The organism is Caballeronia sp. GAWG2-1, from assembly GCF_023631405.1.
Classification (GTDB): Bacteria; Pseudomonadota; Gammaproteobacteria; order Burkholderiales; family Burkholderiaceae; genus Caballeronia.
In genome coordinates, this window is sequence record NZ_JALQDD010000042.1 from 106,081 (window position 1) to 131,519 (window position 25,439).

The 25,439-nt window shown below is 56.0% G+C and carries 22 protein-coding genes and 1 rRNA gene; 17 read left to right on the top strand and 6 right to left on the bottom strand.

Translation table 11 applies throughout. The features are described 5' to 3' along the window. Window positions 1-71: 71 nt before the first annotated feature. From mmuM to NCR98_RS29770, 3 genes are all read right to left on the bottom strand, one after another. A complete protein-coding gene (mmuM, locus tag NCR98_RS29760; protein ID WP_250489371.1) occupies window positions 72-1,010 on the bottom strand; it encodes a homocysteine S-methyltransferase in 939 nt (312 codons plus the stop codon). Beyond that, on the bottom strand, window positions 997-2,406 hold the full coding sequence (gene mmuP / locus NCR98_RS29765) for an S-methylmethionine permease (protein WP_031594055.1): 1,410 nt from the start codon (window positions 2,404-2,406) through the stop codon (window positions 997-999). Before mmuP ends, mmuM begins: the two co-directional genes overlap by 14 nt. A gap of 135 nt (window positions 2,407-2,541) precedes the next feature. Next, entirely contained in the window at window positions 2,542-2,877 is a 336-nt protein-coding gene (locus NCR98_RS29770) for a DUF2002 family protein (RefSeq protein WP_003850360.1), read from the bottom strand. 153 nt (window positions 2,878-3,030) lie between these two features. On the opposite strand from NCR98_RS29770, the gene NCR98_RS29775 reads away from it, so the two are divergent. From NCR98_RS29775 to emrB, 12 genes are all read left to right on the top strand, one after another. Beyond that, on the top strand, window positions 3,031-3,348 hold the full coding sequence (locus tag NCR98_RS29775) for a DUF883 family protein (protein WP_010257764.1): 318 nt from the start codon (window positions 3,031-3,033) through the stop codon (window positions 3,346-3,348). 303 nt (window positions 3,349-3,651) lie between these two features. Then, window positions 3,652-3,894: a glutaredoxin-like protein NrdH gene (gene nrdH, locus NCR98_RS29780; protein WP_010257769.1), complete on the top strand. Its 243-nt coding sequence runs from the start codon at window positions 3,652-3,654 to the stop codon at window positions 3,892-3,894. Window positions 3,895-3,898: 4 nt separating this feature from the next. Then, window positions 3,899-4,312 carry a class Ib ribonucleoside-diphosphate reductase assembly flavoprotein NrdI gene (nrdI, locus tag NCR98_RS29785; RefSeq protein WP_033778606.1) on the top strand — a complete coding sequence of 138 codons (414 nt, stop codon included), beginning with the start codon at window positions 3,899-3,901 and terminating at the stop codon, window positions 4,310-4,312. Continuing rightward, window positions 4,282-6,420, top strand: a complete 2,139-nt coding sequence (gene nrdE / locus NCR98_RS29790; RefSeq protein ID WP_250489372.1) for a class 1b ribonucleoside-diphosphate reductase subunit alpha — start codon at window positions 4,282-4,284, stop codon at window positions 6,418-6,420. The genes nrdI and nrdE overlap by 31 nt, the downstream gene beginning before the upstream one ends. Further along, window positions 6,420-7,388, top strand: a complete 969-nt coding sequence (gene nrdF, locus NCR98_RS29795; protein ID WP_284503992.1) for a class 1b ribonucleoside-diphosphate reductase subunit beta — start codon at window positions 6,420-6,422, stop codon at window positions 7,386-7,388. Before nrdE ends, nrdF begins: the two co-directional genes overlap by 1 nt. Before the next feature lie 501 nt (window positions 7,389-7,889). Then, window positions 7,890-9,086, top strand: coding sequence for a glycine betaine/L-proline ABC transporter ATP-binding protein ProV (gene proV / locus NCR98_RS29800; RefSeq protein ID WP_010672155.1), 1,197 nt, complete (start codon window positions 7,890-7,892; stop codon window positions 9,084-9,086). Continuing rightward, window positions 9,083-10,174 (top strand): glycine betaine/L-proline ABC transporter permease ProW, encoded by a 1,092-nt coding sequence (proW, locus tag NCR98_RS29805; protein ID WP_033758677.1) that lies wholly within the window; start codon window positions 9,083-9,085, stop codon window positions 10,172-10,174. Before proV ends, proW begins: the two co-directional genes overlap by 4 nt. 61 nt (window positions 10,175-10,235) lie before the next feature. Next, window positions 10,236-11,234, top strand: coding sequence for a glycine betaine/L-proline ABC transporter substrate-binding protein ProX (proX, locus tag NCR98_RS29810; RefSeq protein ID WP_010257785.1), 999 nt, complete (start codon window positions 10,236-10,238; stop codon window positions 11,232-11,234). 211 nt (window positions 11,235-11,445) lie between these two features. Next, window positions 11,446-12,633, top strand: coding sequence for an MFS transporter (locus NCR98_RS29815; protein ID WP_250489373.1), 1,188 nt, complete (start codon window positions 11,446-11,448; stop codon window positions 12,631-12,633). A 302-nt stretch (window positions 12,634-12,935) separates the two neighbouring features. Continuing rightward, on the top strand, window positions 12,936-13,466 hold the full coding sequence (gene mprA, locus NCR98_RS29820; protein WP_003850381.1) for a transcriptional repressor MprA: 531 nt from the start codon (window positions 12,936-12,938) through the stop codon (window positions 13,464-13,466). Window positions 13,467-13,616: 150 nt separating this feature from the next. Beyond that, window positions 13,617-14,789, top strand: coding sequence for a multidrug efflux MFS transporter periplasmic adaptor subunit EmrA (emrA, locus tag NCR98_RS29825; RefSeq protein ID WP_010257791.1), 1,173 nt, complete (start codon window positions 13,617-13,619; stop codon window positions 14,787-14,789). A gap of 16 nt (window positions 14,790-14,805) precedes the next feature. Then, a complete protein-coding gene (gene emrB, locus NCR98_RS29830; protein WP_010257793.1) occupies window positions 14,806-16,341 on the top strand; it encodes a multidrug efflux MFS transporter permease subunit EmrB in 1,536 nt (511 codons plus the stop codon). A gap of 36 nt (window positions 16,342-16,377) precedes the next feature. On the opposite strand, the gene NCR98_RS29835 is transcribed toward emrB, so the two are convergent. Then, a complete protein-coding gene (locus tag NCR98_RS29835; protein ID WP_250489375.1) occupies window positions 16,378-17,559 on the bottom strand; it encodes a tRNA/rRNA methyltransferase in 1,182 nt (393 codons plus the stop codon). Between the two features lie 159 nt (window positions 17,560-17,718). Here NCR98_RS29835 and trxC point away from each other — a divergent pair, with 159 nt between their 5' ends. The 5 genes from trxC to NCR98_RS29865 all read left to right on the top strand — a co-directional run bounded on the left by trxC (window position 17,719) and on the right by NCR98_RS29865 (window position 23,499). Beyond that, window positions 17,719-18,138 (top strand): thioredoxin TrxC, encoded by a 420-nt coding sequence (trxC, locus tag NCR98_RS29840; protein WP_010257800.1) that lies wholly within the window; start codon window positions 17,719-17,721, stop codon window positions 18,136-18,138. An 81-nt stretch (window positions 18,139-18,219) separates the two neighbouring features. Then, a complete protein-coding gene (locus NCR98_RS29845) occupies window positions 18,220-18,897 on the top strand; it encodes a tRNA-uridine aminocarboxypropyltransferase (protein ID WP_250489377.1) in 678 nt (225 codons plus the stop codon). A gap of 138 nt (window positions 18,898-19,035) precedes the next feature. Then, window positions 19,036-21,693 carry a bifunctional acetate--CoA ligase family protein/GNAT family N-acetyltransferase gene (locus NCR98_RS29850; protein WP_010672150.1) on the top strand — a complete coding sequence of 886 codons (2,658 nt, stop codon included), beginning with the start codon at window positions 19,036-19,038 and terminating at the stop codon, window positions 21,691-21,693. A 117-nt stretch (window positions 21,694-21,810) separates the two neighbouring features. Next, the gene (gene pssA / locus NCR98_RS29860) at window positions 21,811-23,166 is read left to right on the top strand and encodes a CDP-diacylglycerol--serine O-phosphatidyltransferase (RefSeq protein WP_029519515.1); all 1,356 of its coding nucleotides are present in this window, start codon (window positions 21,811-21,813) and stop codon (window positions 23,164-23,166) included. Between the two features lie 156 nt (window positions 23,167-23,322). Next, window positions 23,323-23,499 (top strand): YfiM family lipoprotein, encoded by a 177-nt coding sequence (locus NCR98_RS29865; protein WP_250489378.1) that lies wholly within the window; start codon window positions 23,323-23,325, stop codon window positions 23,497-23,499. Window positions 23,500-23,508: 9 nt separating this feature from the next. Here the strand turns inward: NCR98_RS29865 and NCR98_RS29870 are convergent, their stop codons facing one another. After that, on the bottom strand, window positions 23,509-24,798 hold the full coding sequence (locus NCR98_RS29870; protein ID WP_031594658.1) for an MFS family transporter: 1,290 nt from the start codon (window positions 24,796-24,798) through the stop codon (window positions 23,509-23,511). A 277-nt stretch (window positions 24,799-25,075) separates the two neighbouring features. Beyond that, window positions 25,076-25,191: ribosomal RNA gene (rrf, locus tag NCR98_RS29875) — 5S ribosomal RNA — on the bottom strand. Between the last annotated feature and the right edge of the window lie 248 nt (window positions 25,192-25,439).

Consider the following 25,439-nt stretch of genomic DNA (forward strand, 5'->3'; position numbering starts at 1 on the left):
AGTGATCAGTGATCAGAGTGTAGACCGCCCTCTCCGCCTCAATCGGGCTATCATCGCCCGATTCAGCCAGCTTATTGCGGTTGACAAGCGCGGGCGATAGCCGCGATGTCGTTGGGTGAGGTGCGACAGCAGCCGCCAATCAGCTTCGCGCCCGCCTGCTGCCACTCTGCCAGTTTGTCATGCAGCGTGCAGCCTGATGGCGCTGAGTGCCAGGTTTTGCTGCCAGCATCATACTGCTCGCCGGAGTTGGGATAGACCACCAGCGGCTTGTCGGTCAGCTTCTGCAACTGCTGCAGCGCAGGCGTCACGCTCTCAAGTGCCACGCAGTTGATTCCCACCGCTACCACCTGTGGCTGCTGATTCAGCCAGCTCACGACGTCTGAGAGCGGCGTGCCGTCGCTGATGTGTCCGGCGTCACGCAGGGTAAACGAGAACCAGGCGCGGCCTTCAGGAAATTCAGCCAGCAGCTTCACCAGCGCCTGCGCTTCGGCAAACGAAGGCAGGGTTTCGCAGGCCAGCAGATCGGCACCCGCCGCCAGCAGCGCCTGCACGCGTGGGCGGTGAAACGCCATCATCTCCGCTTCCGGCAACGCATAGTCGCCGCGATATTCCGAACCATCCGCCAGGAAGGCGCCATAGGGACCGACCGATCCCGCTACCAGCAGCGTTTTTGCGTCGGGCCGTACCGCCAGATAATCGTGACGGGCGCGTCGCGCCAGTTCGACGCTCTGCGCGATCAACGCCAGTGACTCCCCCTCATCAAGGCCACGTGTGGCAAAGCCCTGCGGCGTCGCCTGATAGCTGGCGGTAATGGCACAGCGCGCGCCGGCGACAAAATAGTCGTAGTGCACCTGATAGATCAGCTCAGGATTTTCCATCAGCACCTTAGCTGACCATAACGCATCGGCCAGATGACAGCCGCGGGCTTCCAGCTCGGTGGCCAGGGCACCATCCAGAATCAGCAGTGGCGACTCCGTTAAAGCCTGCGCGACAGGGTTATGCGACATCATTGGCCTCCTCAGGCTTCGGGGATGATTTGTGGGTCAGATGGTAAGCGGCATAGCAGAACAGCACAAACGGGATGCCACACCACAGCGCGATACGCTGAGTCGGATCGAATGCCAGACCGACGCAGGCCAGCAGGCAGAGCAGGAAACCCAGTACCGGCGTCAGCGGATAGAGCGGCGCACGGTAGGCCAGATCGGTCAGCGATTTGCCCTGCTGAAGATGACGACGACGGAAAACAAAATGCGAAGCGCAGATGCTGAGCCAGACCGCCACCACAGCAAAGCCGGAGATGGCCGACAGCGCCACAAACACCGTGTCGGGCGCCACCACGCTGGAGACCAGCGCCAGCAAACCACCCACCATGCTGACGGTGATCGCCAGCATCGGCACGCCGCGTTTATTCACCCGGGCAAAGGCGCGCGGCAGCGTATTTTCATTGGCCAGCGACCAGAGCATCCGCCCGGAGGCATAGAGTCCGGAGTTGGCCGCAGACAGGATAGCGGTCAGGATCACAAAGTTAATAATATCAGCCGCCCACGGGATGCCGATCTTTTCGAAGACCAGCACGAACGGGCTTTTCACGATACCCGCCTGATCCATAGGAATCAGCGCCGCCAGCACAAATACCGTGCCGATGAAGAAGATAATCAGCCGGGCCACGGTAGTACGGATCGCCAGCGGCAGCACTTTCTCCGGCTGCTGGGTTTCACCGGCCGCAATACCGATCAGCTCGGTGCCGGAAAAGGCGAAGTTGACTGCCACCATGGTCATCAGAATCGGCAGTACGCCGTTAGGCAGCCAGCCGTGCGCCGTCAGGTTGCTCAGGCCCGGTGCGGGCGTGCCATCCTTCATCGGGATAAAGCCGAACATCGCCGCGCCCCCTAGCACGATAAAGGCGACGATCGTCACCACCTTAATCAGCGAGAACCAGAACTCCCCTTCGGCGAAGAAGCGGGTTGAGATGACGTTCAGCAGATAGATGGCACAGCAGAAGACCAGGCACCAGATCCACACCGGGATCTGCGGAAACCAGTACTGCATACAGAAGCCCGCCGCCGTCAGGCTGGAGCCGAGCGCCACGGTCCAGGTCAGCCAGTAGAGCCAGGCCACGGTGTAGCCGGTTGCCGGGCTGAGATAGCGTGCGGCATAGACGTGGAACGCGCCGGTTTCCGGCATCGCCACCGAGAGTTCGCCCAGACAGACCATCACCAGCCAGACCACCAGCGCGCCAATCAGATAGGCGAGCAGCGTACCCGCCGCCCCGGTGGTGGAAATGATATAGCCGGTATTAAAAAACAGGCCGGTGCCGATTACACCGCCCAGCGATAACATCACCAGATGGCGCACTTTCATGGTGCGTTTGAATTGTTCCTGCGAGGGAGTTGGCTGTTCGCTCATCACTTTTATCCGTATGGACGTCTAAACATCTATAAGGAACAGTTTTATACGCGTCACAGCCGGTAATTGCAACGGCAGGGAAACAGGGAGGAGTTAAAGGCGGTTCAGTGCCCCGTCGCGGCGGGGCCTGATGCGTTAGCCGAAAACGCTTTGAATATAACGTTCCAGCGCCATGCGGGAACTAAATCCGTGCGGGATGCCGTAGTGTTCCTGTGAATCACCCGCCAGGTAGAGAGGGAATTGGGTGTAGTGATCGCAGGTCTTCATTTCTGAAGCAGGTTCAGCGAACGGCTGGCTCTTCTCTTTCAGTGTCGGGTGAATGACGAGTGCCATGCGCCCCATGCGCGCTTCGCGATTCACATAAACATAGTTCTCTCCACGGCGATAACCATAGGCCCGTGGGGTAATTTCATCGACTTCGAAACCCGCTTTTTCCAGTACGCGCGCTACCTCATCTGGTCGTAAATACATGCTCGATCCTCTCCTCTTTCAAAAGCTTCGCAACCTTACAACAGCATGACAGAGTGGGCATTCGGAATTTTCCCTAAAGAACACTCCCGCGTCTCGTTTATCTCAAGGTCGTCTACACTAGTATTACGTTTTTAAATCAAAGGGAGCTAAAAAATGTTTAATCGCACTGTAAAAAACGATGACATTGATATTAATCAGGATGTTAACGAACTGGCCGATTCACTGGAAGCGCTGCTGAAATCTTACGGCAGTGACGCCAAAGACGAAGTCGATTCTGCACGCAGTCAGGCAGAAAAGCTGCTGAAACAGACCCGCTCCAGACTGAACGGCGGCAGCAACCGTGTTTCACAGGTTGCGCGTGATGCCAGTGCGCAGGTTGACACTTATGTCCATGACAAGCCATGGCACGGTGTTGGTATCGGTGCCGCTTTCGGTATCGTAGTGGGTGTGCTGCTGGCTTCACGCCGCTAAGCTCAACTCTAAAAAATCTCCTGAGCCCTGCCCTGTGCGGGGCTTTTTTATGCCCTTTTTCTGGCCGATGACATTTACAAAAGATTTTTCCAGGCTGCAGGGCGCATCCCTGCTGGCTTTGCCGCTGTTGCGCAAATGCAAATCATAAAACCCTATATCTGGTGGGCTTGACCCACAAAACCACTACATCTAGTATTTATCTCATCAGCACGACACCAGATGTCCGGCAGAATGAGGCCCGCAACCTGCTCCTCCAGCTCTGTTTCCTGACATCAGAACCGCATACAGAGGGAAATACGAATCATGCGCATTATTATTTACACTAAAGATAACTGTGTCCAGTGCACGGCAACCAAAAATGCGATGGACCGTCAGGGTCTCGCCTATCAGCTTATCAATCTCGACAGCCAGCCCGAGGCGATCGACAACCTGAAATCACTGGGTTACCGCCAGGTACCGGTTGTGATGGCAGATAACGATCACTGGAGCGGTTTCCGCCCGGATAAAATCGCCACTCTGCGCACGCTTTCTGCTGTCGGGGGGTAAACACATGTTCCCGCTGGTCTATTTTTCCAGCCAGTCGGAAAACACCCACCGGTTTGTGACGCGCCTCGGCCTGCCCGCCCGGCGCATCCCGCTTGATGCCCGGCAACAACTGCATATCGACCAGCCCTATATTCTGGTCGTGCCCAGCTATGGCGGTGGCAGCAGTCGCGGTGCGGTGCCCGGTCAGGTGATTCAGTTTCTTAATGATGAGGCGAACCGACGCGGTATTCGTGGCGTGATCGCAGCGGGCAACCGTAACTTCGGTGCCGGTTACTGCCTGGCGGGCAGCATCATTGCAAAAAAATGTCAGGTTCCCTGCCTCTACCGCTTCGAGCTGATGGGAACGCCTGACGATATCGCGAAAGTTAAAGCGGGAGTAACCCAATTTTGGCAACAACAGACACCCTCAACGGCGTGACGCTCGATTATCACGCCCTTAATGCCATGCTTAATCTCTACGACGCCGAGGGCCGCATCCAGTTCGACAAGGATCGCGAAGCGACACGTCAGTTTTATCTGCAGCATGTGCAGCCCAATACCGTCCCCTTCAATAGCTGCGCTGAGCGTTTACGCTATCTGGTGGCAGAGAGCTATTACGAAGCGGAAGTGCTGAACCAGTACGATTTTTCGTTCCTGCTTGCGCTGCATGAGGTGGCGGAAAATTGGGGATTTGAGTTCAAAACCTTTCTCGGTGCCTGGAAGTACTACACCAGCTACACCCTGAAGACCTTCGACGGCAAACGCTATCTGGAAACCTTCGAACAGCGCGCCTGCATGGTGGCGCTGACGCTGGCTCAGGGCGATGAAAAGCTTGCGCGGGCCCTGCTGGAGGAGATCCTCAGCGGCCGTTTCCAGCCCGCTACACCAACCTTCCTGAACTGCGGCAAACAGCAACGCGGTGAGCTGGTCTCCTGCTTCCTGCTGCGCATCGAAGACAATATGGAGTCGATTGGTCGCGCCGTGAATTCGGCACTGCAGCTCTCAAAGCGCGGCGGCGGCGTCGCCTTTTTGCTGTCGAACCTGCGTGAGTCCGGTGCGCCAATCAAACGTATTGAAAATCAGTCGTCGGGCGTTATCCCGGTGATGAAAATGCTGGAGGATGCCTTCTCTTATGCGAATCAGCTCGGCGCGCGTCAGGGCGCTGGCGCGGTGTGGCTCAATGCGCACCATCCCGATATTTTCCGCTTCCTTGATACCAAGCGCGAAAACGCCGATGAGAAGATCCGCATCAAAACCCTGTCGCTGGGCGTAGTGATCCCCGATATCACCTTCCAGCTGGCAAAAGAGAACAAACCGATGGCGCTGTTCTCACCTTACGACGTTGAACGGATCTACGGTCAGGCCTTTGGCGATATCAGCATCAGCGAGAAATATGACGAGATGCTGGCCGACGACCGCATTCGTAAAACCTATATTCAGCCACGCGACTTCTTCCAGACGCTTGCTGAGATTCAGTTTGAGTCGGGCTATCCCTACATCATGTATGAGGACAGCGTGAACCGCAGTAACCCGATTGCCGGTCGCATTAACATGAGCAACCTCTGCTCTGAGATCCTGCAGGTGAACAGCGCCAGCGAGTACAATGACGATCTCAGCTATCACCGGATCGGCAAAGATATCTCCTGTAATCTCGGCTCACTGAACATTGCGCACGCCATGGATTCACGCGATCTGGCGCGTACCGTGGATGTGGCGATCCGCGCCCTGACCTCGGTGTCGATGATGAGCGAAATTGGCTCGGTGCCCTCGGTCGCCGAAGGCAATCGCCGTTCGCACGCCATTGGCCTGGGTCAGATGAACCTGCACGGCTATCTGGCGCGGGAAGGCATCGCCTATGGTTCACCGGAAGCGCTGGATTTCACCAATCTCTACTTCTACTGCATCACCTATTATGCGCTGCGCACCTCTAATCAGCTGGCACAGGAGCGTCAGCAGACCTTCGATGGCTTTGCGGAATCGCAGTACGCCAGCGGCGCCTACTTCGATAAGTATCTGCAGCGCGAATGGCTGCCGCGCACGGAACGGGTAGCTACGCTGTTTGCCGACGCCGGACTGACGCTGCCGACACAGGCGGACTGGCAGGCACTGCGCGACGCGGTGATGCAGCACGGACTGTTTAATCAGAACCTGCAGGCGATCCCGCCAACCGGTTCAATCTCCTACATCAACCATGCCACCTCCAGCATCCATCCGATTGTCTCCCCCATCGAGATCCGCAAAGAGGGCAAAACCGGCCGCGTCTACTATCCCGCGCCGTTTATGACCAATGAGAATCTCCATCTCTATCAGGATGCGTATCAGATTGGGCCGGAAGCGATTATTGATACCTACGCAGAAGCGACTCAGCATGTCGATCAGGGCCTGTCGCTGACGCTGTTCTTCCGCGATGACGTCTCGACCCGTGACATCAACAAAGCGCAGATTTACGCGTGGAAAAAAGGCATCAAAACGCTCTATTACATTCGACTGCGCCAGATGGCGCTTCAGGGCACGGAGGTTCAGGGTTGCGTCTCATGCTCCCTGTGATGAAAACGATGAAACTAAAACAGATTCAGGCAATTAACTGGAACCGCATTCAGGATGACAAAGATCTTGAAGTGTGGAATCGTCTCACCAGCAACTTCTGGCTGCCGGAGAAAGTGCCGCTCTCCAACGATCTGCCCGGCTGGCAGACGCTGGATAAACAGCAGCAGCAGCTGACCATCCGGGTGTTCACCGGCCTGACGCTGCTCGACACTATCCAGAACGTGATCGGCGCGCCGGGGCTGATGGAAGATGCCATTACCCCGCACGAAGAGGCGGTGCTGTCGAATATCAGCTTTATGGAAGCGGTGCATGCCCGCTCCTACAGTTCGATCTTCTCAACCCTGTGTAACACCCAGGATGTGGATGCCGCTTATCAGTGGAGCGAAGAGAATGCGCCGCTGCAGAACAAGGCGCGCATCATCCTGGAACACTACCAGGCCGATGATCCGCTGAAGAAGAAGATCGCCAGCGTCTTCCTGGAGTCGTTTTTGTTCTATTCCGGCTTCTGGCTGCCGATGTACTGGTCGAGCCGTGGCAAGCTGACCAACACCGCTGACCTGATTCGCCTGATTATTCGCGATGAGGCGGTGCACGGTTACTACATCGGTTACAAATATCAGCAGGCGCTGGCTGCCGCTGACGATCTGCGCCGCGAAGAGCTGCAGCAGTTCGCCTATGATCTGCTGCTGGCGCTGTATGAAAACGAAGTGGCTTATACCGAGGCGCTCTATGCCGATGTCGGCTGGGTAGAGGAGGTGAAAACCTTCCTGCACTACAACGCCAACAAAGCGTTGATGAATCTGGGCTATGAGGCGCTGTTCCCGGCGGAGCTGACAGCGGTGAATCCGGCCATTCTGTCGGCTCTGTCGCCCAACGCCGACGAAAACCACGACTTCTTCTCCGGTTCAGGCTCCTCCTATGTGATGGGAAAAGCGGTCGAAACCGAAGACGAGGACTGGAATTTCTGAGGGTTACCGGGTGCTGTTTTGTCAGCATCCGGTTTTCACTGGCAGTGCCGTGTCAGCCGCGCCATTCCGTCTAATCATAAGAAAAAAATATTACTGCAACACAACCTGACTATTTCACCGTTTGTTGATTCTGCCCCTCCCCGCATTTCCTTTTTTTTCGACCAATTATTCCACTGAACCCGATCGTTTCAGGCGTGATTATTTCCCTGCATCGGAATCCATTATTTCCGTAATATTTCACGTCGGTGACACTTGTTTTTCTCCCTTTCACTCGGCAAATCGGCTGAAATGCCAAAAACCCGCCAATGATTTCACAAAAAATTAATCCACGCTTATCCCTTGTGAGCACTGAAGATAATCGGCATCTGAATGTCCCGCGGCCGGTCAATATCCCACTTCAGGGTTGTCAGATAACGTCAGTGTGCTACGGTATGGCCTGCTTAAATTTCAGCGGGAACGACAGGATAATATTAGATATTTCAACCAGGATTTAATGACTGCATGGCTATTAAGCTCGAAGTAAAAAATCTCTATAAAATATTTGGCGACAATCCGGATCGCGCGTTTAAATATATTGAAAAGGGTGCGACCAAAGATGTCATTCTTGAGAAGACCGGGCTCTCCCTTGGCGTAAAGAACGCCAGTCTGGCCATTGAAGAAGGCGAGATATTCGTCATCATGGGGTTATCCGGTTCAGGAAAATCGACCATGGTTCGCCTTCTCAATCGTCTGATAGAGCCGACGCGCGGCCAGGTGATTATTGACGGTGTCGATATTGCCAAAATATCAGCCAGCGAACTGCGTGACGTGCGCAGAAATAAAATCAGCATGGTATTCCAGTCATTTGCTTTGATGCCGCACATGAATGTATTAAATAATACGGCATTTGGTATGGAATTAGCGGGAGTCGCACTGGCTGAACGCCAGGAAAAAGCACTGGAAGCGTTACGTCAGGTCGGGCTGGAGAATTATGCGCACGCTTACCCGGATGAACTTTCCGGAGGGATGCGGCAGCGCGTCGGATTAGCCCGCGCACTGGCCATCAATCCCGACATCTTATTAATGGATGAGGCCTTCTCCGCACTGGATCCGTTGATTCGTACTGAAATGCAGGATGAACTGGTTAATTTACAAGCCAGGCATCAGCGCACCATCGTCTTTATTTCCCACGATCTTGATGAAGCGATGCGTATTGGCGACCGTATTGCCATTATGCAGGGCGGCGAAGTGATACAGGTTGGTACGCCGGATGAGATCCTGAATAACCCAGCCAATGACTATGTCCGCACCTTCTTCCGTGGCGTCGATATCAGTCACGTATTCAGCGCCAAAGATATCGCCCGTCGTAGCGCGGGAGCGTTGATCCGCAAAGCGCCAGGTTTCGGCCCGCGCTCCGCCATTAAGCTGCTGCAGGATGAAGACCGTGACTACGGCTACGTGCTGGAGAAACAGAAGTTTCTTGGCGTGGTCTCCACCGACTCGCTGAAAGCCGCGCTGGCAGCAGGTCTGGGACTCGATAGCGCCCTTCTCGACTCGCCAGCCGCGGTGCCCGCCGATACCTCACTGAGCGATCTGCTCTCGCACGTCGCTCAGGCGCCCTGTGCGGTGCCAGTGGTCGGCGAGGAGAATCAGTATGTCGGTATCATTTCCAAAAGCACGCTATTGCGCGCGTTAGATCGTGAAGGAGCCCAGCCATGAGTCAGGAAACCACCAATCCGTGGGATAGCGGCACCGCCGCCAGCAGTCAGGCTGCGCCCACCAGCAGCAGCGGTGCCGATGCCTGGGGCACGCCCGATGGCAGCGCGACACCCGATGCAGCCAGCAGCAGTGACTGGCTCAACAGCGCCCCTGCGCCCGCGCCGGAACATTTCAATATCATGGATCCGTTCCACAAAACCTGGATCCCGCTTGATCACTGGGTGACTACCGGCATCGACTGGGTGGTCAACCATTTCCGCCCGCTGTTTCAGGGTATCCGGGTACCGGTTGACTATATTCTCAGCGCCTTTCAGCAGCTGTTACTGGGAATGCCCGCGCCGGTAGCGATTCTTGTGTTTGCGCTAATCGCCTGGCAGATCGCGACGCCCGCCATGGGCATCGCCACGCTGGTATCGCTGATCGTGATTGGCGCAATTGGCGCCTGGTCGCAGGCGATGGTCACGCTGGCGCTGGTGCTTACCGCGCTGATGTTCTGCATTCTCATCGGCCTGCCGCTGGGGATCTGGCTGGCCCGCAGTGAACGGGCAGCGCGTATCGTACGCCCCTTGCTGGATGCGATGCAGACGACACCCGCCTTTGTCTATCTGGTGCCGATTGTGATGCTGTTTGGTATCGGCAACGTGCCAGGCGTGGTGGTCACGATTATCTTCGCCCTGCCACCGATTGTGCGTCTGACTATTCTCGGCATTAAGCAGGTGCCCGCCGATCTGATCGAAGCGAGCGAATCCTTTGGTGCCAGTCCGCGTCAGCTGCTATTCAAAGTGCAGTTGCCGCTGGCGATGCCCACCATTATGGCGGGCGTCAATCAGACGCTGATGCTGGCGCTGTCGATGGTGGTGATCGCCTCGATGATCGCCGTGGGCGGACTCGGTCAGATGGTCCTGCGCGGTATTGGCCGTCTCGATATGGGGCTGGCTACGGTGGGTGGCGTGGGGATTGTGATCCTTGCCATTATCCTTGACCGTCTGACCCAATCGTTTGGTCGCGATAGCCGCAGCCGCGGTAATCGTCACTGGTATCACACCGGCCCGCTGGGCCTGATCTTCTCTCCTTCGCGTAAAAAATAATCTGTCGGGCGGTGCCTGCGCGCCGCCCATCCTGACGCGACATCTGAAATAAGGAATGACTATGCGCAACAGAGCCTCTCTGCTCGCCGCCGTGGTAACCACGCTGGCCGTTTCACACGTCTCCGCTGCCGATCTGCCGGGCAAAGGTATTACGGTACAACCCATACAGAGCACTATCGCTGAAGAGACTTTTCAGACCCTGATTGTCAGCCGCGCGCTGGAAAAACTCGGCTATCAGGTCAGCAAGCCGAGTGAAGTGGATTACAACGTTGGCTACACCTCTATCGCCGCCGGCGACGCCACCTTTACCGCGGTGAACTGGCAGCCGCTGCATGACGACATGTACAAAGCCGCCGGTGGCGATCAGAAGCTCTATCGTCAGGGCACCTACGTTACCGGTGCCGCCCAGGGTTATCTGATTGATAAGAAGACCGCCGAGAAATATCACATCACCAATATCGAACAGCTGAAAGATCCTAAGATCGCCAGCCTGTTTGACGCCAACGGCGATGGCAAAGCGGATATGACCGGCTGTACGCCAGGCTGGGGCTGTGAAGCGGTGATTAATCATCAGAACAGCGCCTTCGGTCTCAGTGATACCGTGACCGCCAATATGGGTAACTATTCGGCGATGGTGGCGGATACGCTGGCACGCTACAAACAGGGTAAACCGATCCTTTATTACACCTGGACGCCCTACTGGCTGAGCGATGTGCTGAAGCCGGGCCGCGATGTGGTCTGGCTGCAGGTGCCGTTCTCTTCGCTGCCTGGCGAACAGAAGGATGTGGATACTAAGCTGCCAAACGGTGCGAACTACGGTTTCCCGGTTAACACCATGCACATCGTCGCCAACAAAGCCTGGGCGGCGAAAAACCCGGCGGCTGCCCGTCTGTTTGCGGTCATGAAGCTGCCCATTACCGATATCAATGCTGAAAACTCAGCAATGCATGCCGGACAAAACTCAGAAGAGGCGATTAACCGTCATGTGGACGGCTGGATTAAGGCGCATCAGGCTGAGTTCGATAAATGGATCAGCGAGGCGCAGGCCGCCGCGCAATAACCTGAAAACATTTCCGCCCCAGGGCGGTTGATAAAAGTGCTGGCTCAGTGAGCATACGCTTTTAGTCGGGCAGTTATCTGAGGGCGGAAATTTTTCTGCCCTTTTTTATGGCTGCTATCCCGACTGGTATGGCCTGTTAATAAACATGCGTGTGAAATAGTTTTTTGAGTTACTATTAACCTCAAATGATTATTAGCGACCGATGCTGTTTATGAATGCGACTCGCCAGGGTCTGACGCCTGCTTTAGTAATGCTGATGTCAGTAGCAACTGGCCTCTGCGTAGCCAGTAATTACTACGTTCAGCCACTACTGAATACCATCGCCCAACAGTTTGATCTCTCTGTCAGCCTCGCCGGATTTATTGTCACCACGGCGCAGCTGGGCTACGCCTGCGGTCTGCTGCTGCTGGTGCCGCTTGGCGATCGGTTTGAACGACGCAGCCTGATTGTTACGATGATCCTGCTGGCTGCTGCGGGCATGGTGATTATCGCCCTTTCGCACTCCTTTCTCTTTTTACTGCTGGGCACGGTGATGACCGGCCTGTTCTCGGTCGCTGCACAAATCCTGGTGCCGCTGGCCGCCACGCTGGCAGAGCCGGAGCGGCGCGGCAAAATAGTGGGGACGGTAATGAGCGGTTTGCTGCTGGGGATTCTGCTGGCGCGCACCGTGGCAGGCGGCCTGGCGCAGCTTGGCGGCTGGCGTACCGTTTACTGGACTGCCAGCCTGCTGATGGTGGTGATGGCCCTGGCGCTGTGGCGATCGCTGCCGCGCGTGAAACAGTCTGTGCCCATGAGCTATCCGCAACTGCTGGCCTCCATCTTTCGCCTGTATGCCGGTAATCGGGTGCTCCGCACCCGCGCCTGGACCGGCTGCCTCTCCTTTGCCAATTTCAGCCTGCTGTGGACCTCAATGGCCTTTCTGCTCGCCGGGGCGCCTTATCATTTCTCAGAGGGCGAGATTGGCTTGCTGGGGCTGGTCGGTGCCGCGGGTGCGCTGGCCGCACGTCAGGCGGGCGCGCTGGCTGACAAGGGTAAAGCGAAGCTGACCACCCGACTGGGCCTGCTGCTTATGCTGCTGTCGTGGGCCGCCATTGCGTGGGGCGCGAAGCAGCTTGCGCCGCTGATCGTCGGCATCCTGCTGCTGGATCTGGCGGTACAGGCCGTCCATATCACCAATCAAAGCGTGATCTACGCGCAGATGCCGGAGGCGCGGAACCGTCTTAATGCCGGTTACATGACCAGCTACTTTATGGGTGGCGCGGCCGGCTCACTGCTCTCCGCGACCGCTTACCATCTTTGGGGCTGGTATGGCGTCTGTGGCGCTGGCGCGCTGCTGACTGTGGTTAATCTGCTGATTTGGGCAGCCGGATCGCGCTTTGAGCCGGAAAAAATCAACTGAAGCCTGGCCGGACAGCGCATTGCGTCTGGTCACAAATGGTTAGGTTTGTTATGGTTAGTAGCAAACCTATTCACTTCAGTTATTTTTCCCCGCGATATTATTAAATTTGCCCCCTTTTTGATCACGTTCCGGCACAGCGGCTGCCGCCGGACGTACGGGTTTTTGACCCAGGGCCAGGGAATGGCCTGGAATACCTTTGATGGTGAATAGTGATTCTGTCAGCGATCACCTGCCAAAAAGTGACTACGCTTATCCTGTCACCATAGTTATTATACAAGTTGCAATTAGTGAGGTTTTTTTTAATGGAAAGTTCGTTTACTCCCATTGAGCAGATGCTAAACATCCGTGCCAATCGCCATAAGGATTTTCCGTTACAGGAAATTATTCTGACGCGTCTCTGTATGCATATGCAGGGTAAACTGCTGGACAACCGCAATAAGATGCTGAAAGCACAGGGTATTAATGAAACCCTGTTCATGGCGTTGATTACGCTGGATGCACAGGAAAACCATAGTATTCAGCCCTCTGAGCTCAGCTCTGCCCTTGGCTCTTCACGCACCAATGCCACGCGCATTGCTGATGAGCTGGAAAAGCGCGGCTGGATTGAGCGTCGCGAAAGCGATCACGACCGTCGCTGCCTGCACCTGCATCTGACCGATAAAGGGATGGAGTTCCTGCGTCAGCTGCTGCCACCTCAGCATCAGAGCCTGCAATACCTCTGGTCGTCGCTCTCCGTCGATGAGAAGTCACAGCTGGAAGGCATCACCCGTAAGCTACTTAATCGTCTTGATAAAATGGATGAAGATCAGCTGATCGCCTCGCTTTCCCGCTAATAGCAATAAGTGCGACACAATCACCTGTCGGAATCGTTATTTTAATTTCCTTTTTTATCTGGCCAGCGCTCAGTCGCTGGCTTTTTCGACTCGGGCGCTGGCGAAAAGGGATTTCTGCCGCCCGACTAAATGGAAAACGTGGAGAAAGACATGAGTGCAACGGCAGAAGCACAAAGCCCGCAACCGTCAGCCAACAAAAAGAAGAAGCGCAAAAGTGTGCTCATCGTGCTGGCGCTGATCTTTGTGCTGATTGGTATTGCCTGGGGAGTTTACTGGTTCCTGGTCCTGCGCCATTTTCAGGAAACGGATGACGCCTACGTTGCGGGTAACCAGGTGCAGGTGATGGCACAGGTCTCCGGTAGCGTGAATAAAGTCTGGTTTGAAGATACCGATTTCGTCAAAAAAGGCGATGTGCTGGTTTCACTGGATAAGACGGATGCGGAGCAGGCGTTTGAAAAAGCGCAGACGGCACTCGCCACCAGCGTGCGTCAGACGCATCAGCTGATGATTAATGGCAAACAGTATCAGGCCAGCATTACATTGCAACAGACCGCTCTGGCGCAGGCACAGGCCGACCTGAAACGCCGTGAGCCGTTAGGTGCGGCTAATCTGATTGGCCGTGAAGAGTTGCAGCACGCCCGCGATGCCGTCGCGACGGCCAAAGCACAACTGGACGTGGCGATTCAGCAATACAATGCGAATCAGGCGATGATCCTCAACACCTCACTGGAAAATCAGCCTGCCGTGCAACAGAGCGCTGCTGAGCTGCGTGACGCCTGGCTGGCGCTGCAGCGCACCGAAATCCGTAGTCCGATGGATGGTTTTGTCTCCCGTCGCAGCGTACAGGTCGGTTCGCAAATCTCCACCAGCACCCCGCTGCTCGCCGTCGTGCCTGCTACGAATCTGTGGGTCGATGCCAACTTTAAAGAGACCCAGCTGGCTGGCGTTCGTATTGGTCAGCCTGTCACCGTGGTTGCCGACATCTACGGTGACGAAGTGGTTTATCAGGGCAAAGTTGCAGGACTGGATATGGGCACCGGCAGCGCCTTCTCACTGTTGCCGGCACAGAATGCCACCGGTAACTGGATCAAAGTGGTTCAGCGCCTGCCGGTTCGTATCGAACTGAATCAGGAAGATATCGCCAGACATCCGCTGCGTATTGGCCTCTCAACGCTGGTTAAAATCGATACCACCAGCAAAGAGGGCAGCGCGCTGGCCACCAGCGCCCGTCAGCAAGCCGCTTACAGCAGCAACGCACTGGCGATTGACCTTGCGCCGGTCAATCAGCTGATCACCGATATCGTCCGCGCCAACGCCGGATGATGACGCGGAGGCTGTAATGGCACAAAAACCGCTTGAAGGAATGCCGCTGGTCCTGATGACCATTGCGCTATCGCTGGCGACGTTCATGCAGGTTCTGGACTCGACCATCGCCAACGTGGCTATCCCTACGATTGCCGGTAATCTGGGGGCGTCGAACTCCCAGGGAACCTGGGTGATCACCTCGTTTGGTGTGGCCAATGCGATCTCGATCCCGCTGACCGGCTGGCTGGCAAAACGCATCGGTGAAGTGAAGCTCTTTACCTGGTCGACCATTCTGTTTGCTATCGCCTCCTGGGCGTGCGGCATGTCAGACAGCCTGGAGATGCTGATCTTCTTCCGCGTCATTCAGGGGATCGTCGCGGGTCCCTTGATCCCGCTGTCGCAAAGTCTGCTGCTCAACAACTATCCGCCCGCCAAGCGCAGTGTTGCGCTGTCGCTGTGGGCGATGACGGTAATCGTCGCCCCGATCTGTGGCCCGATACTGGGCGGCTGGATCAGCGATAACTATCACTGGGGCTGGATCTTCTTTATCAATGTGCCCATTGGTGTGGCGGTGGTGATACTGACGCTGCAAACCCTGCGCGGCCGGGAAACCAAAACCGAAATCCGGCGGATCGATATGGTCGGGCTGGTGCTGCTGGTGGTGGGGATCGGCTGTTTGCAGGTGATGCTGGATCGCGGAAAGGAGCTCGACTGGTTTAACTCGTCCGAGATCATCGTGCTCGGGGTAGTGGCCGTGATTGCGCTGTCAGTCCTGCTGGTGTGGGAGCTGACTGACGATCACCCGATCATAGACCTGTCGCTGTTTAAGTCGCGCAACTTCACCATTGGCTGCCTGTCGATCAGTCTGGCTTATATGCTCTACTTCGGCTCGATTGTTCTGTTGCCGCAGCTGCTGCAGGAGGTCTACGGCTACACCGCAACCTGGGCCGGTCTGGCGTCTGCGCCAGTGGGCATTTTGCCGGTGATCCTGTCGCCGATCATCGGACGCTTTGCCCATAAGCTCGACATGCGACGGCTGGTCACGTTCAGCTTCATTATGTATGCCGTCTGCTTCTACTGGCGCGCGTATACGTTTGAACCGGGAATGGACTTTGGTGCCTCAGCCTGGCCGCAGTTTATTCAGGGCTTTGCCGTGGCCTGCTTCTTTATGCCGCTGACCACCATTACGCTGTCGGGATTGCCGCCGGAGCGCATGGCCGCTGCCTCCAGCCTGTCGAACTTTATGCGTACCTTTGCAGGCTCGGTGGGAACGTCGATTACCACCACCATGTGGAGTAACCGCGAGTCGATGCATCATAGCTACCTGACGGAGTCGATTACTCCTTACAACGTCAATTCGCAGCAGATGTATAGCCAGCTGGAGAGCATGGGGATGACGCAGCAGCAGGCGTCTGCCTGGATCGCGCAGCAGATTACTAACCAGGGACTGATTATTTCAGCGAATGAAATTTTCTGGGCGTCGGCGGGGGTCTTTTTGATTCTGCTGGTGCTGATCTGGTTTGCCCGCCCGCCGTTTAGCGCAGGCGGCGGTGGTGGTGGTGCGCACTAACGTTACACAGCAAAACGGGCCTTTCGGCCCGTTTTTTTATGCGTTCTGACGCCACCATTCGGCGAGCAGTACGCCGGTTGCGACCGAGACGTTAAGGCTTTCTACGTTGCCGGTGCCGCCAATCGACAGGCTCATGTCACCCTGTTTGAACGCGGTATCAGAAAGACCTTCACGCTCCTGCCCTAACACCAGCACCATTTTCTCCGGCAGCTGAGCCTGCGCCAGCGGCGTGCCCTGATGGCTGGAGGTGGTGACGATGGTGTAACCCGCTTTACGGAACGCTTCCAGACCTTCACTGAAGGTTGCGCCGCTGATGGCCTGCACATGCTCAGCACCGCCTTCTGCAGTACGTACCGCTGCGCCGGACTCCAGCAGTGAGGCGTCGTTCACCAGCAAACCTTTTACGCCAAAGTGCGCGCAGCTGCGCATAATCGCGCCGAGGTTATGCGGGTTGCTGACATCTTCCAGTGCCAGTACGCAATCTTTGGTATTCGCCTGGCTCAGCCATTCAGAAACCGCCATACCCATGCGCTTTTTGATCAGGAAGCAGACGCCACCGTGATGCTCAGTGCCTGACGCTTTGGTAATCTCAGCATCTTCCACGACGTGATAGGCTTTGCGGTTAGCCGCCAGCCAGCGCAGCGCTTCGCGGAAACGCGGTGTCACTTCCTGCACGAACCAGGCGCGGACAATCGCTTCAGGACGGCTCTGGAACAGCGCCTGACAGGCGTTCTCACCATAGACGCGCGTCTCTTCGTTACGCTGACGACGGATCTGCTCGGGATCGACGAAGCTCTTGCCGCTGATGCCGCCGTGATCCGGCTTATCGCTTTCGGTTGCCGGACGATCTGCTGATGGCGCGCGAGACACGGTGCGCCATGGGGAATCGCTGCTGCCATAGGCGCCGCGATTATCATCGCCACGCTCGTTGCGGCGGCCTGCGCTATCGTCTGAACGGCGTGGAGCGCCACGTCCGCCTTCATCACGACGCGGTGAACTGCTGCGACCGGTGTCATCGCTGCGACGGCCAGCGGAGCGACCACCTTCCTGACTGCGTTCAGTACGGGGGCCTGACGAACGACGATTATCATCCGAACGGGCAGCAGCGTGACCACCTTTGCCTGTACGAGGATTAGGCGCGCGCGCGCTTTTATCGTCCTCGCCACGCACGTACATCACCTTAACCTTACCGCTCTTGCCTTTAAATTCGTCGTTCATGTCTTCCTCCTGCATTGAGAGCGCGCAGATTACCTGATGTGCTGGCGCTTAGCTATCAACTATTGAACCTATAGAGCAATCCAGATTGAGAGAGAATCCGTCCCCTTTCATAATGAACAATATTTACCAGACTGACACTTTTCAACATCAGAGGTTCCTATGAATACGGTATGCGCTTCCTGTCAGGCAACCAATCGCGTTCCTGAAGAACGCCTTGCCGACGTGGCGAAATGTGGTCGCTGTGGAAATGCGTTATTTGATGGCGAAGTGGTGAATGCCACCAGCGCTAACTTTGACAAATATCTGCAGGACGATCTGCCGGTGGTGATCGATTTCTGGGCGCCCTGGTGTGGTCCCTGTGTCAATTTTGCGCCGGTGTTTAAAGATGTCGCCAGTGAACGCAGCGGTAAAGTCCGCTTTATTAAAGTGAACACCGAAGCGGAACCGGCCCTGAGCGCCCGTTTCAACATTCGCAGTATCCCGACCATCATGCTGTTTAAGAACGGCGAGCGGGTCGACATGCTGAATGGCGCGATGCCCAAAGCGCCTTTCAATGAATGGCTGGATGAGTCACTTTAATCTTCAGAGGCCAGCCTGGCTGGCCTTTTCCTTTTCGCCTGCGCTTCGATTACACTGACTTTTTTCCTGCCCTGAATACTCATGTCTGATAATGCTGTTTTGCGCTTGCGCACCCAACGCCTGGCCCGATCTACCCGTCCTTTCCTCGCGCGCGGGAATCGGGTCATCCGCTGTCAGGGCTGCCTGCTGCCAGAGATCAACTGTCTCTGCAGTCAGATCGTGCCGCAGTCCGCCCGTAGCCGCTTCTGCCTGGTGATGTTTGATACCGAGCCGATGAAGCCGAGCAACACCGGCCGGCTGATTGCCGATATTCTGCCGGAAACTCAGGCTTTTGGCTGGTCACGCACCGAGCCGGATCCGCTGCTGCTGGCGGCGGTGCGCAATCCCGATTATCAGCCGCTGGTGGTTTTCCCGGCCGCCTATGCCGACCCCGGTCGCGAAGTGCTGACAACGCCGCCCGTCAGTGGCAAGCCGCCGCTGTTTATTATGCTGGACGGCACCTGGACCGAAGCCCGCAAAATGTTCCGTAAAAGCCCCTGGCTCGACGCCCTGCCGGTGATGTCGCTGGATGTCAGCACCCCGTCGCGCTATACGCTGCGTGAAGCCCACGGCGCAGGTCAGCACTGCACTGCTGAAGTGGCCGCGGCGCTGCTGGCGCAGGCGGGCGATCGGCTGGCGGCTGAGGCGTTATCTCACCATTTTGATCAGTTCCGCGCAGCCTACCTGGCAGGGAAACCGCACCACGCCGGACAGGTTTAATCGCCCAGTCACCTCCTGGCGGGAGCGTCCCTGCGGTGACAGAGATTAAAATCGGGATGCGCAGCCTGCGATCTGCCCGGAAGCACTGCCAGCAAAAAGCGTTTACAATCACGCAAATCCCGAACTCTGGAGAGCGAGATGAGCCAACGCGGACTGGAAGCGCTGTTACGACCTAAATCAATTGCGGTGATTGGTGCCTCGGTCACGCCAGGGCGCGCCGGATACTTTATGATGCGTAACCTGCTGGCGGGCGGTTTTAGCGGCCCGGTGTTGCCGGTGACGCCGAAATATAAAGCGGTCAGCGGCGTACTGGCCTGGCCCACCATCGACAGCTTACCTTTCGCGCCAGACCTGGCGGTGATCTGCACCCACTCAAAACGTAACCTCGAACTGCTGCAACAGCTCGGGGAGAAAGGCTGCAAAGCCTGCATTATCCTCTCTGCGCCCGCCAGCCAGTCGGCCGAACTCAAAGCCTGCGCCAGTCAGTGGCAGATACGTCTGCTGGGACCGAACAGTCTTGGCCTGCTGGCCCCCTGGCAGGGATTGAATGCCAGCTTCTCGCCAGTGCCGATAGAGAAAGGCCGTATCGCATTTATCTCCCAGTCCGCCGCCGTATCCAACACCATTCTCGACTGGGCGCAGCAGCGTAATCTCGGATTCTCCTGGTTTATCGCGCTGGGTGACAGTCTGGATACCGATGTCGATGATCTGCTCGACTTCCTGGCTCGCGACGGTAAAACCAGCGCTATCCTGCTCTATCTTGAGCACCTCAGCGATGCGCGTCGTTTTGTTTCTGCCTCACGCAGCGCCTCCCGTAATAAACCGATTCTGGTGATCAAGAGTGGTCGCAGCCGGGAAGCACAGGCGCTGCTGGGCACCCACAGCGGTCTGGACGCCGCCTGGGATGCAGCCATTCAGCGTGCCGGGTTACTGCGGGTGCAGGATACCCATGAGCTCTTCTCCGCCGTTGAGTCGCTGAGTCATATGCGGCCGCTGCGTGGCGACAGGCTGATGATCATCAGTAATGGTGCCGCCCCCGCCGCGCTGGCGCTGGATGAGCTCTATGCCCGCAACGGGAAACTGGCGCAGCTCAGCGAGCAGACGATTCAGCAGCTCGAGGCGCTGTTGCCCGCTGGCGCAGGCCGCGGCAACCCGCTGGATTTAAAAGATGACGCCACAGCGGAACGTTATGCCGCCTGCACAGAGATCCTGCTCGACAGCCATGAACTTGACGCGTTGATGATTATTCATGCGCCAAGCGCGGTCGCGCCCGCGACTGAAACGGCCGGACATCTGATCGACACCATTGCCCGTCACCCACGCGGTAAGCTGGTGACGCTGCTGACCAACTGGAGCGGCGAGTTCTCTTCACAAGCCGCGCGCCGTGCCTTTACGCAGGCGGGGATACCGACCTGGCGCACGCCAGAGGGAACGGTGACCGCTTTTATGCATCAGGTTGAGTACCGCCGTAACCAGAAGCAGCTGCGCGAAACCCCTGCCCTGCCCGCCACCCTGAACCTGGACAGCGCCCATGCACACCAGCTGCTGTCACAGGCGCTGGAGCGCGGTGTTACTGCGCTGGATACCCACGAAGTGCAGCCGGTGTTGCAGGCTTACGGCCTGGCCACGCTGCCGACCTGGATCGCCAGCGACAGTAAGGCGGCAGTGGCCATTGCCGATCAGATTGGCTATCCGGTGGCGCTAAAACTGCGTTCACCCGATATCGCGCATAAATCGGAGGTGCAGGGCGTGATGCTCTACCTGCGTAATGCCAGCGAAGTGGAGCATGCCGCTGAGGCTATTTTTGATCGGGTAAAACAGACGCTGCCGCAGGCTCGTATCGAAGGGCTGCTGGTTCAGAGCATGGCGAGTCGTGCAGGCGCACAGGAGCTGCGGGTCGTGGTCGAACAGGATGCCCTGTTTGGCCCGATCATTATGCTGGGGGAAGGCGGCGTTGAATGGCAGGCCGATAAACAGGCTGCCGTTGCCCTTCCCCCGCTGAATATGACGCTGGCACGCTATCTGGTGATTCAGGCGATCAAGAGCGGAAAAATCCGCAGCCGCAGCGCGCTGAATCCGCTGGATATCCCCGGTTTAAGCCAGCTGCTGGTGCAGGTCTCTAACCTGGTGGTGGATTGCCCGGAGATCCAGCGACTGGATATTCATCCGCTGCTGGCGGCGGGCAATGATTTTACCCTGCTGGATGTCACCCTGACGCTGGCTCCGTTCCACGGCGATAACGAAGCACGGCTGGCAATACGTCCTTATCCTCAGCATCTGGAAGAGCAGGTAGAGTTAAAGGATGGGCAATTCTGCCTGTTCCGGCCCATTCTGCCAGAGGATGAGCCCCTGCTGCGCGATTTCATCAGTCAGGTCACCAAAGAGGATCTCTACTACCGCTACTTCAGTGAAATCAGTGAGTTTACTCATGATGATCTCGCCAACATGACCCAGATCGATTATGACCGCGAGATGGCGATTGTGGCGGTACGTCAGCATCATGGACGATCCGAGATCATCGGCGTCACCCGCGCTATCTCTGATGCAGATAACATTGATGCGGAGTTTTCGGTGCTGGTCCGTTCCGACCTGAAAGGCTTAGGCATGGGCCGTCGTCTGCTGGAAAAGATGATCCGCTATACCCGGCATCACGGCTTGCAACAATTGAACGGTATCACCATGCCCCATAACCGCGGCATGATTACGCTGGCACGAAAGCTCAACTTTCATGTTGATATTCAACTGGATGACGGTATTGTCAGCCTGAAATTGTCTTTACAGAATGAGATCAACTAACCTTGTAGAGAAAGGTAAAAAACGTTCGAATCGGCGAAGTTGATGTTATTATTTGTGGTTATAACCCTGATTTGATGGCAAAAGGCCATGCAATGAACAGAGAAGAAGTGCACTGTGATGTTGTCTAAATTTAAACGTAACAAACACCAACAACACCTCGCACAGCTGCCGAAACTGTCACAATCCGTTGCGGATGTGTCGACACTTTACTCGCCTGCCGAATTTCGCCAGACGTTGCTGGAGAAGATTGCGGCAGCGCAGACTCGCATCTGTATTGTTGCGCTCTATCTGGAAAATGATGACGCCGGACGTGCCGTCATGGATGCGCTTTATAGTGCGAAGCAGGCGCGGCCGGAGCTGGATATTTCGATTCTGGTTGACTGGCACCGTGCGCAGCGTGGGCGAATTGGCGCAGCGCGAGGCGTAACCAATGCCGACTGGTATTGCGAAATGGCGACACGTTATCCGGATATCGCCATCCCGGTTTATGGTATCCCGGTCAATACCCGTGAAGCGCTGGGCGTGCTCCACCTTAAAGGGTTCATTATTGATGACATGCTGCTCTACAGCGGCGCCAGCATCAATGATGTCTACCTGCATCAGCATGATAAGTATCGCTATGACCGTTATCAGGTTATCCGTAATTCCCAGCTGACAGATACGATGTATGACTGGATCACGCTCAATCTGAAGTCAGCAGAGGCGGTAAACCGACTCGATTTTGCTGAGCGCCCCTCAAGTCCTGAAATTAAAAATGAGACACGCCAGTTCCGTCAGGACCTGCGCGGCTTCAATTATCAGTTTGAAGGGAATGCCGGCAACGATGAACTGACGGTCACGCCGCTGGTCGGTCTGGGTAAGCATAGCCTGCTCAATAAAACCATTTTCCACCTGATGCCCTGTGCGGAACAGAAGCTGATCATCTGTACCCCCTACTTCAACATGCCCGCCTTGCTGGTACGTAATATCATTCATCTTCTGCGTCAGGGAAAACAGGTTGAGATCATCGTCGGCGATAAAACAGCCAATGACTTCTATATTGCGCCCGATCAGCCGTTCAAAATCATCGGTGCGCTGCCTTACCTGTATGAAATCAATCTGCGTCGCTTTATGAGCCGTTTGCACTACTACGTTACGACCGATCAGCTGGTCGTGAGACTGTGGAAGGATGGCGAGAACAGTTATCACCTTAAAGGAATGTGGGTTGATGACGAATGGCAGCTGATTACCGGTAATAACCTCAATCCACGTGCCTGGCGGCTCGATCTGGAAAATGCGGTGCTGATCCACGATCCTCATCAGGAGTTAGCGGCTCAGCGTGAGAAGGAGCTGACGTTAATCCGGCAGAACACGACGGTAGTGACGCATTTCCGTGAGCTTGAGAGTATTGCTGATTACCCGGCCAAGGTGCGCAAGCTGATTCGCCGTCTGCGCCGGATACGTATCGATCGCCTGATCAGCCGGATTCTTTAATCACTGCGGTCAATAAGGCATCTGCTATGCGAAGTGTGCTGCTTGCTGGGCTGTTGTGTAGTGGATGCGCCCATATGGCGGAAGATCAGTAGACCGGACGGGATAAAGCGGAGCATTTTGTCGCCTCTGCAGTCCTGGCCACAGCAGGCAGTGAATATGGGCAGCGTCAGCACCATTCTGACCGGCAAAGCCAGACTGTTTTCATTAACGCCTGGGGCGGGAAAAGAGTGGTATGACAGCCGCCCGAATGGCAGCGGCTGGAGCTGGGAAGATTTCGCCTGGGATGCCGCCGGTGCTGCCAGCGGCATTGCCCTGTGGAATCTGAGTCAGTAGCCTTCTCTGTTAAAGCTTAATCCCCTTACCGCGCTTGTGCAGCAACAGCGACACCAGAAATGCCACCGCGCCCATCGCTGAAACATACCAGAAGAAAGTCGTCTCAATCCCCTGCTGCTTCATCAGCAACGCAACATACTCTGCCGACCCACCAAAGATCGCATTCGCTACTGCGTAAGATAGCCCTACACCCAGTGCGCGTACCTGTGGCGGAAACATTTCTGCTTTAAGAATGCCACTGATGGCGGTGTAGAAGCTGGTAATCAGCAGCGCCAGCATGATCAACAGGAAAGCCACACCGGGACTTTGCACGTTTTGCAACAGCGTCAGAATGGGGACCGTACAGATGGCCGCGCCCGCGCCAAAAATCATCATCGAAGTGCGACGACCGATTTTATCTGACAGAGCACCAATAATCGGCTGAATCAGCATAAAGACCAGCAGCGCACCGGTCATCAGGCCGCTGGCGGTTTTAGGATCCATACCTGACGTATTAACCAGATACTTCTGCATGTAGGTGGTGAAGGTGTAAAAACTCAGGGAGCCGCCTGCGGTGAAACCCAGCACCATCAGGAAGGGACGAGTATGATTGCGCAGTAACCCGATTACGCTACCCGCATCGCGATGTTCGCGGCTCGTCTTATCTGAGGTCTCTTCCAGTGAGCGTCGTAACCATAATGCGACAACGGCGAGGAGTGCGCCGAGGAAGAACGGAATACGCCAGCCCCAGCTTCGCAGCTCTGCATCCGTCAGCAGAAATTGCAGGACCACGACGGTGAGTACCGCCGCTAACTGACCACCTATCAGCGTGACATACTGGAATGAGGCGTAGAATCCTTTGCGTCCTTCCAGAGCCACTTCACTCATGTAGGTTGCGCTGGTCCCATATTCTCCGCCCACCGATAATCCCTGAAACATACGCGCCAGCAGCAGAATGACGGGCGCAGCCACACCGATTGTTTCATAACCGGGTAAGCAGGCGATCACCAGCGAACCAAAACACATCATGCAGACTGAAACCAGCATCGAATTTTTTCGGCCATGTTTGTCGCCGATATAGCCAAACAGCCAGCCGCCAATCGGACGCATTAAAAATCCTGCCGCAAAAACGCCCGCCGTCTGTAACAACTGAGTCGTGGTATCGCCCTGCGGAAAGAAAATGTGGGCAAAATAGAGTGAGAAGAAGGAGTAAACGTAGAAGTCGAACCACTCAACCAGGTTACCCGATGACGCGCCGACGATAGCCCAGATACGTTTCTTTGTATCATCCGTCTGAGTTTTATTATTTGTGGGTGCCATGCCTTACCTCTGTTCCTTGCTGATCAACAGCGTTTAAAGGAGTGAGTAAAGCATTTAAGTCTACTGAAGGTAAAGGCGGCGTAATCCGAGATTATTATTGTGAGCCATGTCGCTAATTATCGAAAAATCAGCGGGTTGCTGGTCATTCAGAAGTGGAGAATGGGGAGTTAAGGGTGACATACCGCGTGCCTGCAGATCATATTTTCAGCTTAACGTGGCAAAGTGCAGACGTAAAAAAGCCCCGCACTTTCGTGCGGGGCTTCTTCACTTATTTGATGCCTGGCAGTTCCCTACTCTCGCATGGGGAGACCCCACACTACCATCGGCGCTACGGCGTTTCACTTCTGAGTTCGGCATGGGGTCAGGTGGGACCACCGCGCTAAAGCCGCCAGGCAAATCTTGGTACACGAAACGAATCTTTTACGCCATGACCGCGTTGCCATCGCTCAGCCACACCGGTCACATACTTCAGTATGCTCCCGCTGACGTCCTCGCTCTGCGCCTTGTCACGCCGCAAAATCTTTCGTTTCCGCTAATTTTTATCCGGTAACAGGCTGAAAATTGTGTCTCTCAAAAACGCCTCTGGCGTTGTAAGGTTAAGCCTCACGGGTCATTAGTACCGGTTAGCTCAACGCATCGCT